Genomic DNA, 15,311 nt, shown 5'->3' on the forward strand with positions numbered 1-15,311 from the left:
TAAATTTCTTTCTTTTGCAATTATAGTACAACCATCCGAAAAAGTAAAATAAAAGCAGGCTTAATTCAACCTACTTTTTATTTTGATCATTATTTTTGTCATCTGCCGGGTGATCTTTTTTTCGTTCTTTTGGTTTAACTTCTAAAATTTCACCTTTAGCTTCTTTTTCCTTATGCTTAGAAGCACGTTCTTTTTCATGAATTACTTCATCTGGTAACTTATGATATTTATCAATATATTCAATTTGTTCAGCTGTAATTGTTTCTAATACTTTTAAACTTTCAGCAATTAAATCTAATAAACTACGGTTTTCAGAAATCAATGCTTTTGCTGTAACATAACAATCATCTAAAATTTTACGAACTTCCGTATCAATTTTAGCTGCCACATCTTCTGAATATCGTTTTCTTGTTTCCGTATATTCATCTTTTGGCGATTCAAATTGAACTAATCCTAATGAACTCATTCCGTATTCAGTAACCATATGACGAGCAATATTGGTTGCTTTTTCTAAATCATCATGCGCTCCTGTTGTTATTTTTGTTTTTCCAAACATAATTTCCTCTGAAGCACGTCCACCTAAATAACCAGTAATTGTTGCATATAAGTTTTCTTTACTATGGAACATTGTTTCTTCTTTTGGGGTCATAATTGTATAACCAGCTGCTTGCCCCCTTGGAATAATTGTAACTTTTTGAACTTTTCTAGCAGCTTCTAATCGTAAACCAATTAAAGCATGACCAGCTTCATGATATGAAACAATATCTTTATCCATTACTGAATATTTACGTGATTCTTTTGCTGGTCCGCCAACAACACGGTCAATCGCTTCATCAATAATATTAACAGTAATAATTTTTAAATTCTTACGAACACATAAAATTGCTGCTTCATTTAAAACATTCTCTAACTGTGCCCCAGAAAAACCAGGCGTTCTTTCGGCAATTCGTCTAAAATCAACTTCTGTTGAAACTGCCTTGTTACGAGCATGTAATTTTAAAATTGCTTCACGCTCATTAATATCTGGTAATGAAATTTGGATTTGACGATCAAAACGACCTGGTCTTAATAAGGCTGAGTCTAATACATCAACGCGGTTTGTTGCTGCCATTACAATAACTCCCGTATTAGTTCCAAATCCATCCATTTCAACTAATAACTGGTTTAATGTTTGTTCATTACCACTGCTCCCAAATGAAACAGTTCTTTTACGACCAACAGCATCAATTTCATCAATGAAAATAATACATGGTGCTGCTTTTTTAGCGGCAATAAACATTTCACGAATTCTTGAAGCCCCAACTCCAACAAACATTTCTTCAAATTCAGAACCTGAAATTGAGAAGAATGGTACACCAGCTTCTCCAGCAACTGCTTTTGCTAATAAGGTTTTCCCTGTTCCAGGTGGCCCTTCCATTAGAACTCCTTTTGGTGCACGAGCTCCCATATTTGAATATTTTTGTGGGTTTTTCAAATAGTCAAGTAATTCAACTAATTCTATTTTTTCTTCATTAATTCCCGCTACATCCGAAAACTTAACAGTTGATTGAATTTGACGAGCTTTATTTTTCCCCATTGAAAAAGGATTAGCCCCCGACATTCCACCCGACATTTTTGATAATCGTGCAATAATAAACGCCGCAATTCCCACTATTAATAATCATGGCACCAAGTCGACTAACATTGTTTGTCACACTGGAACAAATTCACGATCAATTGAAACAAGACCACCTTTTAATTTTTCTTTAAAATTCTGATCTCATATATTTGTTCCTTTTCCCGGTCGGTAAGTATAATTGTTAAAACCTTCACGACTTCATTGAGAACTATAACGGACAGTTTTAATATTCCCGCCTTCAGAATAACGAATGACCCCTTTCATAACAACACTATTTTTACCAACACCAGCCTCAATAGTCATTTCATTAATTTCTTTTTCATTATATTTCTGGGTATTGCCAATTCTTTGCATGTCCCCTTCGCTAATTTTTGTAATATCTGCTTTTGTTCATAATACAATTGTTAAAATAATCAAACCAATAAAAATTAATGAACTTATAATTGCAAACCACATTCTTTTCTTATTCATAACTATTTCTCCTCTATTAAGACTTAAAAATTAATCTTTTTTGGGCATTTTAAACAATAATCCAATTCTAAATTATTTTATCATAAAAAAAAATAAATTGTTTTTTTCCAAGTAAGTATTATTAATAAATTCATTAATTTTTAAATTAACTAAATTATTGGCATAAATAAGCTGATTATTTTTATCTAAGACAAAATAACTTTTTCGCGCTAAAAGCGAAACTTTATTTTTAATAAATCAACGATTTAATGGCATCTTATTTACTATTACTTTATTTAGTAATAGTAAATCATTAGTAATTGTGATTGGTCATTGCGCTGTTGTAATCTTAAAAAGATGCTTGTTTTTAGTTCCCCAATTAATAGTATTTTCTTTCCATTTTATAGGTAAATTAGTCTTTGAACTAATTTGTATTGTTGTTGGTTTTAAAAGATCATTATTAATAATATCAACATTATCATATGATTTAATTAAGGCATAATCCGCATTAATGTTAAGAATAAGATTGGCTTTTGGACTTTTTAACTCCTTAATTATTTCATCTAAAAATTTTCTTTTTTTATGACTAATTAAATGAACAACATTATTAGTTTTAAAATAATTAAAAATAATAATTTTTTGTAATTGAACATTATTAAGAACATTAAAACTAGAAACATTAATTTGACCAAAATTATCAATTAAATAATTCTTGGCAATTAATTTTAATTGTTCATTCTCTTTATTTTTTTGGTCAATTTCTAATAACATATCTTGTAAATTAATTTGTTGAATTTCATTGCGAATAATATTGCGGTTATAAATTGCTAAAATATTAGTTGAATCAATCGCATAATTAACTTGCTCGTGCAATAAATATTCAATAATTTCTTCTCGTGTTATTTTTAACATAATTCGAAAGACATTAAGTTTTGTTCCCAACATTTGTGAATAGTAATAGCTATTTTGATTTAAACCATAATGTTCAATAATGCCGTTTCGTTGTTTTTGTAAAATATATGTCTCAATATGATCTGTTAAATTATGAGCAATTAAAACTCCCTGGCAATGATATTTTTCACTAATTTGGCAAAAGAAATCATAACGTAAATCACGCGCAATCCGCTGGAAATTATGTGATAGCGCTTGATATTGTTGATATTCCTGCGCCGTTACTTTTTTAACATGTAGCTTAATATTTCGTTTTTGACAATATTCAACAACAATTTGTTCATCATGATTACTATCTTCTCGTTTTTGATAGTTCACTAAACAAACAATAAAATTATTAATATCTAATTCAGAACTATGATAAATATTATCAAATAAAAACATACTATCTGGGCCACCCGAAACACCAATAACATATTTTTCATTTTGTTTTAAAAGTTTAGTATCCATTTTAATCACCTATTTTCGAAATAATTTTAAAACTGTTTCTGTATAGTGATAATCACTATTATGTACTATAATTGATTCTTCAACAATAAGTCCTTCCCCGCTTTAAAAACGAGCTTCAATTAAAACATTATTTGCTTCACTTGTTAAAAAAGGATGAATAAACTGTAATCGTTTAATATTAAAACCATATTTAACTAATAAAGCAGTAATTTCTAATAATCTTGTTGTTCGATGAATAATCCTAAAATAACCCCGATTGGCAATTAATTTCTTAGCAGCAAAATAACATCTTTTATACTGTAAAATTAAATCATAAAAAGTTAATAAAATTATAACAAATCAAAAATAATTTGGCGAATTTTTCTTCGCGATAAGATAATATCTTTTCTGGTTAAAATAGCTTTAATTTTACGAGCTCCATAAATTTTGCGATTAGCATTAAATGCACTGATAACTTCTTGTTCATAATTATTAACATCAACCGTAGCGTATTTATTAATTTGATAGTAATATGTTGATTTTGCTATCTTTAATATTTGACCCATTTTTCGCACGGAATATTTTTCTTTATTATTGTTAATAATTTCTATTTTTTGCCAATTATCAGTGCCGCTTGCTTTAAAATGTCGTTTTCCATTCGTAATTGGATTAATTCTTTCCGCAAGGCAATCTAGTTCATTTTCTTCAACAGTGCGGTTATCTTTTGCTTTAAAAGATCCAGAATTATTAAATTTTTCAATTCACTGATATACGACTGATTTCGACACCCCATATTCCTTAAAAATTTCAAGAATGGTTAGTTAAACTGCACCCTGTTTAGTAAGTATTAATAAAAAGGTTTACAAACTTTCATTTATTATATATTTTTCTTTTTGGTTTAAATATCATTTATTTCATTTTTTAACATCATTAATATATTCATTATGAGATTTATAATTTTTATTATGGATTGTTCCTTTTTTAAGTAATGAATGAAAACGTTCAATAATAATGTTGTCTGCACAATGATAATTTTTACCCATTGAAATTATAATTTTGTTATCTAAACATTTACTATTGTAATCTTTAGATGTATATTGATATCCGTGATCTGAATGAATTATTATTTTATTTAAATCTTTTTTATTTTTTTAATTTTATTAATTGCATCATTTAAATTATCAAGTACAAGTTTGTTATTATTAAATTTTGATCATTTTACATCAATAATTTCTTTAGTATATCCATCAAGTATTGTTGATTGATAATGTTTTTTACCATTTCAAATTAAATAAGTTACATCAGTAAATAAAATTGAAAATCTTTCTTTAATATCATTAAAATTACGATTTACTAAATCAGGATATTTAATTATATTTTTATTTCTATTTTGTTTTATTAATATTTTTCTACGCATACGCTTTACATATTCAGCTTGAATATTATTTTCTTTCATAATTCGCAATACTTTCTTAGCATTATAAACAATGCCATAATCTTCTTTTAAATATTTGGTAATTCGACGATAATCAAATTGTTTTAAATTTTCTTCATAGACTTTTACAATATTTTTTAATGATTCGCTATCCTTACCATTACTTGAATAATTTTTATATTTATCTCAATAACTACGCTTTAAATCTGTTATATCAAGTAATAAATTTAGTGGATATTTATTAATATTTTCTTTGATAAAAGATACAATTTTTCTTTTATTTAATTGTAAAAGTCATGAAGCTTTTTTAGTAATTCATACCTAACTTTGTAATAGTTTAAATCTCTTTTTTCAAATGATTCTTTTGGACCTTTATTGGTGTTTAAAATTCCTTTCTTAAAATTTTCATACCATGAAGCAACAGTTTTTTATTAATTTGATATTTTTTTGCAATAAAACTTATACTATTATTTTTAACCTCGTGTACTATCATTTTTCGAAAATATGCTGTATATTTATTAAATTTTTGTCCTTTTCTTGCCATATAAAAATGCACCTCCTTTAAAGTTTAGCAAAGACTTTTTTTCTTTACTTACTTTTTTGGGTGCAGTCTAGGTTTTTTACCATTTTGATAAAGTAAAATAATTTGTTTTTTAAATTCATCGGTATATAAATTTCTTCCCATTTTTATATTCCCACTTTCTTCATAATTATATTTTATTTGAAAGTCCACATAAATATGGTCCAACTTATTGTAACCTATCCATATAGTAGTTAAAATTTGTTTATATGTGTAAAAGTTTTAAAAACTTAATAATAATAACTATTTTATTAAAAAAAGAATGTGGATAAGTCAATTAATAATACTATTTTAATAAAATATATTTACTTCTTCTTTGTTCGTTGTAATATTATTAATGATTAAGCAAAGGACGGAAAATGATGGAAAAGGAAGCAACTTATTTAATTAAACAAGAGTATCAATTGTCAGACGATGAACGTATGTTATTTTTATGTTTATATCGCCCAATTATTGGTGATAAAGCGCATATGTTATATATTGCTTTGACAGCACAAGATTTTATCTTGAAATTAAATACGAAATATCATTTAGAAAATCTTTTAACATTATTACAAATATCATATGATGAATTTTTAACAGCAAAAAGTAAATTAGAAACTATTGGCTTATTAAAAATTGCAAAGCACAAAAAAGGGAAACACTTTATTTTAAAACCGCAATTACCAATTTCTGCGATTTCTTTTTTTGAAAATAAAATTTTACGAAATTATTTATTAGATATTGTCGGGGAAAAATCTTTTGCAATGATTAAAACAAAATTTATTAACAATGATCAACCAGAAAATAAAAGTAGCAATGATTTATCTGAACAATTAGCGAATAAAACAATGACATTTGATTTTGTTTACATTGATAAATATTTAGCATCGAAAAATGCTAATCATAAATTATACTTACCATATAGCGAAAAAATTATTCAATTAGCAAATTATTATAATGTTTTGACAAATAATCTTGCTATTTTTATTTACAAAAGTATTGAGTTAACAGCTAATAATCGCATTTTTAATTATGAAACATTTCAAAATTTATTATCTGATTTTTATCAAAAAACAGTTTTGAAAAAAAAACTTAATAGGGAGCAATTAAACTTAATTATTAATGAGGAAAATGTGATTAAACCAAGTAGTATGTTAGAAGCAAAAATTAATGAAATGGTTTCCATTGATCCAATTGAATATTTAACATTATTACGAGAAAATAGTAGACCAACGCCAATTGAAATTGAATTAATTCGCGATTTAATTATTGATTATTCGTTAACACCTGGGGTTCTTAATTGTTTAATTGAATATGTTTGATTTAAAAATTCTCGTCGAATTGAAAGAAAGTATTGCGAAAAAATAGCTAATACTTTGTATCAATTACAAATTAATACTGTTGATAAAGCAATGGAACATTTACGTGGGGCTTATGCAAAAACACAAAAAAGTAAAATTACCAAGGATGTTATTAAGACAAAAACATATCAATGAAAAGAAAAAGTGGCTAAACAAAATTTGGCGGAATTGGAATATAATAAAATTTATGAACAAAAACGTCAGGAACAAGAAGTTAAGAAAGTTAATCTAACGCAATTATTAGATGATTTAAAAAACTTATAATAGAAAAATGAAAGAGAGATGGGGTATGGCAAAACTAAGTTTGTTAAAACAAATTCAAAATAATGCAGAGTTAATATTTAATTTACAACAAATTGCCTTTGATGTTAATAATTATCAGCAGTTTAGTGCACTCTTTCAGGAATATATAGTTAACTATCATCAATGTGAAAAAAATTCGCCTTTATCATTATGCCAACAACAATTTCAAGGCTACAAATATTATTTTAAAAAAGAAAATGATAATTTATTTTTAACACGAATTGAATGCGAACATACCAGCGCTATTAAAGAAAAAAATAAGGTTAAAAGTAATTATCTTTATTATGACTTTAGTGATGAACTATTAAAATTACGATTAAATGATGATATTAAAAAAGATAAGAATTTTAATAATATGCATTTTATTATTGACGAAATGGTTAAATTTGTCAAAGGGCAGCGAAAAAAGTGCCTGTATATTCATGGCCATCCGGGGGTTGGAAAAACTTATTTATTAATTCGATTAGCTAATGTTTTAGCAAATAATAATCGTAAAGTTGCTTTTATTTCCGTAATTAATTTAATTAACCGTGTAAAAGAGTCATTTAGTATTTTTAATAGTGAATCATCATTGGTGGAAACATTATTAGGAGCAGATGTTTTATTTTTAGATGACATTGGTGGAGAGTCAGTTTCCTCATGGGTGCGAGATGATTTATTATTTCGAATTTTAAATGACCGCATTAGTCGGCAATTACCAACTTTTTTTTCATCAAATTTCACCACGACAGCTTTGACAACAATTTATGCAAATGTTAAAAATGAAATTAGTGATAAGGAAATTAATAAGGTAAAAGCCTTACGAATTGTTGATCGTATTCGAGGGTTAGCAACAGAGTTAGAATTATTAGGGCATAGCCGCAGAAGTGATGATGATTATGTTGAAAAATTAGTAGTTTAAGTAAGCTTAACTGGATTGTATTTTCGGTTTTTATCAAAAATTTGTTATAACAAATAATTTTCGACAAAATGTCTTTGTAAGCAATTAAGTTGTTAAAAGCACCAGGATGTTTTTTTCAGTATAATTATGCTTACATCACAAAAGGAAGGTGACAATTTAATGAAAAAATTACTAACGCTTTTTAGTGTTTTTGTTTTGGGATTGGGGAGTAGTTTTGAACTTGCGAGTTGTACATCACAAGTAAAACATATTATTGATGATGACGATGAGGAAAATCCAAATCAAGATATAGACTGCAACCCTGTTTAGTAAGTATTAATAAAAAGGTTTACAAACTTTCATTTATTATATATTTTTCTTTTTGGTTTGAATATCATTTATTTCATTTTTTAACATCATTAATATATTCATTATGAGATTTATAATTTTTATTATGGATTGTTCCTTTTTTAAGTAATGAATGAAAACTTTCAATAATAATGTTGTCTGCACAATGATAATTTTTACCCATTGAAATTATAATTTTGTTATCTAAACATTTACTATTGTAATCTTTAGATGTATATTGATATCCGTGATCTGAATGAATTATTGTTTTATTTAAATCTTTTTTTATTTTTTTAATTTTATTAATTGCATCATTTAAATTATCAATTACAAGTTTGTTATTATTAAATTTTGATCATTTTACATCAATAATTTCTTTAGTATATCCATCAAGTATTGTTGATTGATAATGTTTTTTACCATTTCAAATTAAATAAGTTACATCAGTAAATAAAATTGAAAATCTTTCTTTAATATCATTAAAATTACGATTTACTAAATCAGGATATTTAATTATATTTTTATTTCTATTTTGTTTTATTAATATTTTTCTACGCATACGCTTTACATATTCAGCTTGAATATTATTTTCTTTCATAATTCGCAATACTTTCTTAGCATTATAAACAATGCCATAATCTTCTTTTAAATATTTGGTAATTCGACGATAACCAAATTGTTTTAAATTTTCTTCATAGACTTTTACAATATTTTTTAATGATTCGCTATCCTTACCATTACTTGAATAATTTTTATATTTATCTCAATAACTACGCTTTAAATCTATTATATCAAGTAATAAATTTAGTGGATATTTATTAATGTTTTCTTTGATAAAAGATACAATTTTTCTTTTATTTAATTGTAAAAGTCATGAAGATTTTTTAGTAATTCATACCTAACTTTGTAATAGTTTAAATCTCTTTTTTCAAATGATTCTTTTGGACCTTTATTGGTGTTTAAAATTCCTTTCTTAAAATTTTCATACCATGAAGCAATAGTTTTTTTATTAATTTGATATTTTTTTGCAATAAAACTTATACTATTATTTTTAATCTCTTGTACTATCATTTTTCGAAAATATGCTGTATATTTATTAAATTTTTGTCCTTTTCTTGCCATATAAAAATGCACCTCCTTTAAAAGTAGACTGCACCCTGTTTAGTAAGTATTAATAAAAAGGTTTACAAACTTTTTATTAATACTTACTAAACAGGGTGCAGTCTATAAATTTCAACCCCCTATAATTAACTTAAAAATTAACTTAAAAAAGTTAACTAAATTAATAGTTAACTTTTTATGATTTGATATTTACAATTTACAATCCTTTAACTAAAAAAATAATTTATTAAAATTTTCTATTTTTTCTGAAATATCATTATTATTAATTTTATAAAAATTAATGCTTTGTCGTGTATATTCTTTAAAATAAATACTATCATTATTATTATTATAATAAATATACATAATTTCAGCATCACTATCATATAAATTATTATTTTTATTAATTTTTATTTTTTGGTATTTCATTGTATTTGGATTAAACTTATATATTCCTCTACCAGATCCAAAATAAATTTTGCCATTATTGTCATAGCTATAACAATGTGAATTAGGAAGTAGTTTTATAATTTTGTAATTATAATCTAAAATATAAGTTTGATATAAACAACCAATATAAATATATTTTTTATCAAATAAAAAATAATTTACTTTATCATTTTTATTTAAAAATTTTATTTCATTTATTTTTGTAACTGTTGTTTTCCCTTGTTTTAACACAAAAGGACCATTATTTGTCCCAAAATAAATATTGTTATTTTCATAAACAGCAAAAGAAATAACATCACTAGTTAAATTATTTATTTTAGATGGTATATCTACATTACTTTTTAAAATATATGTACTATTCAAAGTTGAAAAATATAAATTATTATAATTATCAAACCCTAGTGTTTTTTTATAAAAACCATATTTTTTAAGAGATTCACATAAAAAGACAGTTGTTTCACCATTTTTTAAAATATATAAACCGTTACTTGAATCAAAATAAACATTGTTTTTGTTATCAATGGTAATATTAAAAATACGTTCATTTATTCCATTAATTTTTTGTGCAGTAGTTTCACCATTTTTTAATACATATACTTCTCCACCATCAGAACCAAGCAAAACACTATACATAGCAAAATACATATTATTTTTTGAATCAAAATCTATATATCAAATATTTGAACTATTAATATTATTAATTTTTATTATTTTATTTTCTTTTTTTCTTAAGAGATATAATCCGTTATCTACTATAAAATAATTATTATCATAATTATCATTAAAAAATGAAATAATCTTACTTTTTATCTTATCAAAGTTAATTATTGATTTTTGAGATTTTTTATAAAAATTAAATTCTTTTTCAAAATTAACACTTCTTTTAATTTTTTTAATAACATTTTTTTCATTTTTTCCTTGATTTATATAATTTATTCGTTTATTAACAATAATAGGTTTGTTCTTATTCTTATTTGAAATTACTTTTTTTTCCTTTTGTTTATTAGGTTCACAAGCAATAACATTGCTTATTCCTGTACACATTAAAGCAGCTGTACTTAAAATACTTAAAATTTTTTTCATTACAATTGACCCTCTTTTTCTTTTATTTTTATGTGGTGTATACTGTAAAACTAAATCATAAAAAGTTAATAAAATTATAACAAATTAAAAATAAAAAACAATAATTACAAAAAATATTAAATTAAAAATAAAAAACAATAATTACAAAAAATATTAAATTAAAAATAAAAAACAATAATTACAAAAAATATTAAATTAAAAATATTGTTTTCAATTTAATATTTTTAATTTAATATTTTTTGTAATTATTGTTTTTTATTTTTAATTTAATATTTTTTGTAATTATTGTTTTTTATTTTTAATTTAATATTTTTTGTAATTATTGTTTTTTATTTTTAATTTGTTATAATTTTATTAACTTTTTATGATTTAGTTTTACAGTATACACCACATAAAAATATATGGCGTCGGGAGGAATTAATTTAACAAATTATGAAGAGGCAACAAGGTTAGGATATGATTTAATCGCCGTTGGGGATTTTATTACCGGAGATGTTAATAGTAAAGGTCTTGATTTGGAAAAACTTAAAACATTTGAAACAATAGTTAATCAATAAAGGAGAAAAATAATATGAAAGATAATAGAAAAGTAATTTATAATGCGGGCAGTATGTTTACTGAGGCCCAATGAAATACAAGAAAACAAGAAGGTGATTTGTTACGCGAAATGTTTCCAGATTTTGTGATTAGTAATCCTGTTGATTTTGAAACAAATCAAACAGTTCGTCCAACAAATAAAGCAATTTTTGAATTAGATTATGCAGAATTAACGGATGCTGATTATGTTATTTTTGAATTAGATGGATGAGATTCAGGAACACATATGGAATTTGGTTTAATGGTTGAGCAAGGCTTGCATAATAAGAAGAAATATTTATTTCCAGTGATTTCTGATTTTCGTTTACAACAGGGAATTTTAAAAGGAGAATGCCCAGGTTTTGGTTTAAATGAAATGATCACTGGTGCATTATATTTTGAACCATTAAATAGTGGTGATATTCCGCAAATTACGTTATGTGTCTCACATAAGATGGCATGTGAAGCAATTAAGGCAATTGAAATGGGAGAAATCGCTGATTATCGAGAAAAATATGATATTAAGGATATTTTTAAAGAAGATAAGTTATATAATGGTTTTGATTGTTAAATTTAAAATAATTTATCCGAATTACGAAAAAGTTTGGGGTTTTGTAAATTGTAAATGCCAAATCATAAAAAGTTAACTAAATTAATAGTTAACTTTTTATGATTTGGCATTTACAATTTACATTGGTTTAATTTTATTAACTTTTTATGATTTAGTTTTACAGTATACAATTGATGAAAAGGATCGAGTGTATTTTCAAGCTAAAAAATAAAAAATAACTATATTCTTTTCCAAGAATTATGACAATAGTTTACTTTAATTTTAACCAAATATATGATATAATCCATTTATAAACAAATTGGACAGAGGGTATATTGAGTTAGATGGAGGTATCACATGAACAATAATGAACCAAATTTTAATGGAGGGAACGAAAATAATTTTAATTCGTTTGGTAATCCAAATGAATTCGGAAATAATAATTTTGCAAACCAAAATCCAGCGGTAACTCCATTAACTGACCCGATTAAAGTTCCTGGTAATCTAAATGAATTTCAAACTGAAGCTAATCCGCCGTTTAATTCTTCTTATATTTCACAAAAATTAGGAATTAATAGCACAGCAATGAAACCGCAACATAATAAACCAATTTATCAACCAATTATTTATCAACCAATTGTGATGCCAATGATGGGCAATCCAATGATGATGGGTTATCCACAAATGTTTCCGTATCCAATGATGATGGGTTATCCACAAATGTCACAATATCCAGGGATGTTAACTTATCCATCAATGGTTGGAGCAGAAGTAGGACAACAAGGAATGCAACAATATGCTCCTGGTCAAGAATCTGGAAAACACCAAATGCAAGATAATGGTCATCATTTTGCTTTTATGAATCCTGATTTAATGCAACAACAACCACTTAATGGTGATTTTGATGATAATTTTGGTGGTGGAAATAATTTTGGATCAAATTCAGATTTTGGACAAGGAACTTCAAAATTTGGTTCAACGCCAGATTTTAATGCTGCGCCAAGTTTTAGTTCTGTTCCTGATTTTGCCCCACCGGATGTTTTTAATAACAATAGTAATGTTTTGGGAAAAATGGATTCCACTAAAATGCCATTTCAATATGAAGAAGAAACAAGCAAACTAAAATTACCTGTTTGAGCAATAGTCTTGATTGTGATGTTAGTCTTTTTAGTTTTAGCAATTATAATTATTGTAATGTTATATTTTAATTTAGAAGCAGTGCACGATTTAATTAATAGTTGATTTGGTTTTGAATTACCATTTGAACCGTGATTTTAAAAATGTTATGGCGTGTAAATTGTAAATACCAAATAATAAAAAGTTAACTATTTTTAGACTGCACCCAAAAAAGTAAGTAAAGAAAAAAAGTCTTTGCTAAACTTTAGACTGCACCCAAAAAAGTAAGTAAAGAAAAAAAGTCTTTGCTAAACTTTAGAGGAGGTGCATTTTTATATGGCAAGAAAAGGACAAAAATTTAATAAATATACAGCATATTTTCGAAAAATAATAGTACAAGAGGTTAAAAATAATAGTATAAGTTTTATTGCAAAAAAATATCAAATTAATAAAAAAACTGTTGCTTCATGGTATGAAAATTTTAAGAAAGGAATTTTAAACACCAATAAAGGTCCAAAAGAATCATTTGAAAAAAGAGATTTAAACTATTACAAAGTTAGGTATGAATTACTAAAAAAGCTTCATGACTTTTACAATTAAATAAAAGAAAAATTGTATCTTTTATCAAAGAAAACATTAATAAATATCCACTAAATTTATTACTTGATATAACAGATTTAAAGCGTAGTTATTGAGATAAATATAAAAATTATTCAAGTAATGGTAAGGATAGCGAATCATTAAAAAATATTGTAAAAGTCTATGAAGAAAATTTAAAACAATTTGGTTATCGTCGAATTACCAAATATTTAAAAGAAGATTATGGCATTGTTTATAATGCTAAGAAAGTATTGCGAATTATGAAAGAAAATAATATTCAAGCTGAATATGTAAAGCGTATGCGTAGAAAAATATTAATAAAACAAAATAGAAATAAAAATATAATTAAATATCCTGATTTAGTAAATCGTAATTTTAATGATATTAAAGAAAGATTTTCAATTTTATTTACTGATGTAACTTATTTAATTTGAAATGGTAAAAAACATTATCAATCAACAATACTTGATGGATATACTAAAGAAATTATTGATGTAAAATGATCAAAATTTAATAATAACAAACTTGTAATTGATAATTTAAATGATGCAATTAATAAAATTAAAAAAATAAAAAAAGATCTAAATAAAACAATAATTCATTCAGATCACGGATATCAATATACATCTAAAGATTATAATAGTAAATGTTTAGATAACAAAATTATAATTTCAATGGGTAAAAATTATCATTGTGCAGACAACATTATTATTGAAAGTTTTCATTCATTACTTAAAAAAGGAACAATCCATAATAAAAATTATAAATCTCATAATGAATATATTAATGATGTTAAAAAATGAAATAAATGATATTCAAACCAAAAAGAAAAATATATAATAAATGAAAGTTTGTAAACCTTTTTATTAATACTTACTAAACAGGGTTGCAGTCTAGGGGTTACCAATCCAAAATAAAGAAAAGGGACAAGAAAATGCGTGTAATTAGTGGAAAATATAAGGGTTATCAAATTAAAACATTGGAGGGAATGAATACCCGGCCAATGGCAGGACGTATTAAAAAAGATATGTTTAATATTTTAGATAATTATTTTGTTTATGAAAATAAGATTGGGTTAGATATTTTTGCGGGTAGTGGACAATTAGGAATTGAAGGATTATCACGGGGATTACAACTGTGTTATTTTAATGATTTTAATCAAGGGGCTTATAAAATTATTGAAACTAATTTAAATAAATTAAAAGTTGACAATGCAAAACTACTGAGTTATGATTATCAACTTTTACTAAATTGAATGATTCAAAATAAAATACTAATTGATATTTTATTTTTAGACCCACCTTTTAAGCAAATTCAATATTATTATGATATTATTACTGTAATGTTGAATAACAATATTATCGATAATTATGGAGTAATAGTTTGTGAATCAAATCAAGCGTTATCATTTGATCAATTTAATTTAGTTATATTACGTTGCAAAACATATCGTAAAAAGTATTTGTATATTTTAAGGTTAGAAAAAGGAGAAAATTAA

18 protein-coding genes and 3 pseudogenes are annotated in these 15,311 nt (G+C 24.8%); 10 read left to right on the plus strand and 11 right to left on the minus strand.

Annotated elements, in window-relative coordinates; translation table 4 throughout:
* Positions 1-70 precede the first annotated feature (70 nt).
* The 7 genes and pseudogenes from ftsH to AACK78_RS02065 form a co-directional block, all read right to left on the minus strand.
* On the minus strand, positions 71-2,089 hold the full coding sequence (gene ftsH / locus AACK78_RS02040; RefSeq protein ID WP_338956049.1) for an ATP-dependent zinc metalloprotease FtsH: 2,019 nt from the start codon (positions 2,087-2,089) through the stop codon (positions 71-73).
* A 72-nt stretch (positions 2,090-2,161) separates the two neighbouring features.
* Positions 2,162-3,469: a tRNA lysidine(34) synthetase TilS gene (tilS, locus tag AACK78_RS02045; protein WP_338956051.1), complete on the minus strand. Its 1,308-nt coding sequence runs from the start codon at positions 3,467-3,469 to the stop codon at positions 2,162-2,164.
* A gap of 329 nt (positions 3,470-3,798) precedes the next feature.
* Entirely contained in the window at positions 3,799-4,236 is a 438-nt protein-coding gene (locus AACK78_RS02050; RefSeq protein ID WP_338956053.1) for a hypothetical protein, read from the minus strand.
* A 72-nt stretch (positions 4,237-4,308) separates the two neighbouring features.
* Positions 4,309-4,491, minus strand: a complete 183-nt coding sequence (locus tag AACK78_RS02055) for a hypothetical protein (RefSeq protein WP_338956055.1) — start codon at positions 4,489-4,491, stop codon at positions 4,309-4,311.
* An 89-nt stretch (positions 4,492-4,580) separates the two neighbouring features.
* Positions 4,581-4,904 carry a hypothetical protein gene (locus tag AACK78_RS02060; protein WP_338956057.1) on the minus strand — a complete coding sequence of 108 codons (324 nt, stop codon included), beginning with the start codon at positions 4,902-4,904 and terminating at the stop codon, positions 4,581-4,583.
* Positions 4,905-4,925: 21 nt separating this feature from the next.
* Positions 4,926-5,198, minus strand: a pseudogene (locus AACK78_RS07350) (hypothetical protein); the annotation flags it as partial.
* Between the two features lie 67 nt (positions 5,199-5,265).
* A complete protein-coding gene (locus AACK78_RS02065; protein WP_338954708.1) occupies positions 5,266-5,427 on the minus strand; it encodes a hypothetical protein in 162 nt (53 codons plus the stop codon).
* Positions 5,428-5,825: 398 nt separating this feature from the next.
* Between AACK78_RS02065 and AACK78_RS02070 the strand changes: the two genes are divergently transcribed.
* The 3 genes from AACK78_RS02070 to AACK78_RS02080 all read left to right on the plus strand — a co-directional run bounded on the left by AACK78_RS02070 (position 5,826) and on the right by AACK78_RS02080 (position 8,319).
* A complete protein-coding gene (locus AACK78_RS02070) occupies positions 5,826-7,070 on the plus strand; it encodes a DnaD domain protein (RefSeq protein WP_338956059.1) in 1,245 nt (414 codons plus the stop codon).
* Between the two features lie 25 nt (positions 7,071-7,095).
* Positions 7,096-8,010, plus strand: coding sequence for an ATP-binding protein (locus AACK78_RS02075; RefSeq protein ID WP_338956061.1), 915 nt, complete (start codon positions 7,096-7,098; stop codon positions 8,008-8,010).
* Positions 8,011-8,169: 159 nt separating this feature from the next.
* Positions 8,170-8,319, plus strand: a complete 150-nt coding sequence (locus tag AACK78_RS02080) for a hypothetical protein (RefSeq protein ID WP_338956063.1) — start codon at positions 8,170-8,172, stop codon at positions 8,317-8,319.
* A gap of 19 nt (positions 8,320-8,338) precedes the next feature.
* Here the strand turns inward: AACK78_RS02080 and AACK78_RS02085 are convergent, their stop codons facing one another.
* The 4 genes and pseudogenes from AACK78_RS02085 to AACK78_RS02095 all read right to left on the minus strand — a co-directional run bounded on the left by AACK78_RS02085 (position 8,339) and on the right by AACK78_RS02095 (position 10,971).
* Complete coding sequence (locus tag AACK78_RS02085) at positions 8,339-8,935, minus strand: DDE-type integrase/transposase/recombinase (protein ID WP_338954985.1); 597 nt, start codon at positions 8,933-8,935, stop codon at positions 8,339-8,341.
* Positions 8,936-8,956: 21 nt separating this feature from the next.
* Positions 8,957-9,229 (minus strand): annotated as a pseudogene (locus tag AACK78_RS07355) (hypothetical protein); the annotation flags it as partial.
* Positions 9,196-9,459, minus strand: coding sequence for a hypothetical protein (locus tag AACK78_RS02090; RefSeq protein ID WP_338956065.1), 264 nt, complete (start codon positions 9,457-9,459; stop codon positions 9,196-9,198). The gene AACK78_RS02090 and the pseudogene AACK78_RS07355, both read right to left, overlap by 34 nt.
* A gap of 210 nt (positions 9,460-9,669) precedes the next feature.
* The gene (locus AACK78_RS02095; protein ID WP_338956067.1) at positions 9,670-10,971 is read right to left on the minus strand and encodes a hypothetical protein; all 1,302 of its coding nucleotides are present in this window, start codon (positions 10,969-10,971) and stop codon (positions 9,670-9,672) included.
* A 401-nt stretch (positions 10,972-11,372) separates the two neighbouring features.
* On the opposite strand from AACK78_RS02095, the gene AACK78_RS02100 reads away from it, so the two are divergent.
* The 7 genes and pseudogenes from AACK78_RS02100 to AACK78_RS02125 all read left to right on the plus strand — a co-directional run bounded on the left by AACK78_RS02100 (position 11,373) and on the right by AACK78_RS02125 (position 15,311).
* The gene (locus tag AACK78_RS02100) at positions 11,373-11,528 is read left to right on the plus strand and encodes a hypothetical protein (RefSeq protein ID WP_338956069.1); all 156 of its coding nucleotides are present in this window, start codon (positions 11,373-11,375) and stop codon (positions 11,526-11,528) included.
* 14 nt (positions 11,529-11,542) lie between these two features.
* The gene (locus AACK78_RS02105) at positions 11,543-12,118 is read left to right on the plus strand and encodes a nucleoside 2-deoxyribosyltransferase (RefSeq protein ID WP_338956071.1); all 576 of its coding nucleotides are present in this window, start codon (positions 11,543-11,545) and stop codon (positions 12,116-12,118) included.
* A gap of 336 nt (positions 12,119-12,454) precedes the next feature.
* Positions 12,455-13,375, plus strand: coding sequence for a hypothetical protein (locus AACK78_RS02110; RefSeq protein ID WP_338956072.1), 921 nt, complete (start codon positions 12,455-12,457; stop codon positions 13,373-13,375).
* A gap of 174 nt (positions 13,376-13,549) precedes the next feature.
* Complete coding sequence (locus tag AACK78_RS02115) at positions 13,550-13,813, plus strand: hypothetical protein (RefSeq protein ID WP_338954581.1); 264 nt, start codon at positions 13,550-13,552, stop codon at positions 13,811-13,813.
* A 173-nt stretch (positions 13,814-13,986) separates the two neighbouring features.
* Positions 13,987-14,052: pseudogene (locus AACK78_RS07360) on the plus strand (hypothetical protein); the annotation flags it as partial.
* A gap of 21 nt (positions 14,053-14,073) precedes the next feature.
* Positions 14,074-14,670 carry a DDE-type integrase/transposase/recombinase gene (locus AACK78_RS02120; protein WP_338954985.1) on the plus strand — a complete coding sequence of 199 codons (597 nt, stop codon included), beginning with the start codon at positions 14,074-14,076 and terminating at the stop codon, positions 14,668-14,670.
* A gap of 77 nt (positions 14,671-14,747) precedes the next feature.
* A complete protein-coding gene (locus AACK78_RS02125; protein WP_338956074.1) occupies positions 14,748-15,311 on the plus strand; it encodes an RsmD family RNA methyltransferase in 564 nt (187 codons plus the stop codon).

Source organism: Spiroplasma endosymbiont of Polydrusus cervinus (genome assembly GCF_964019755.1).
Taxonomy (GTDB): Bacteria; Bacillota_I; Bacilli_A; order Mycoplasmatales; family Mycoplasmataceae; genus Spiroplasma.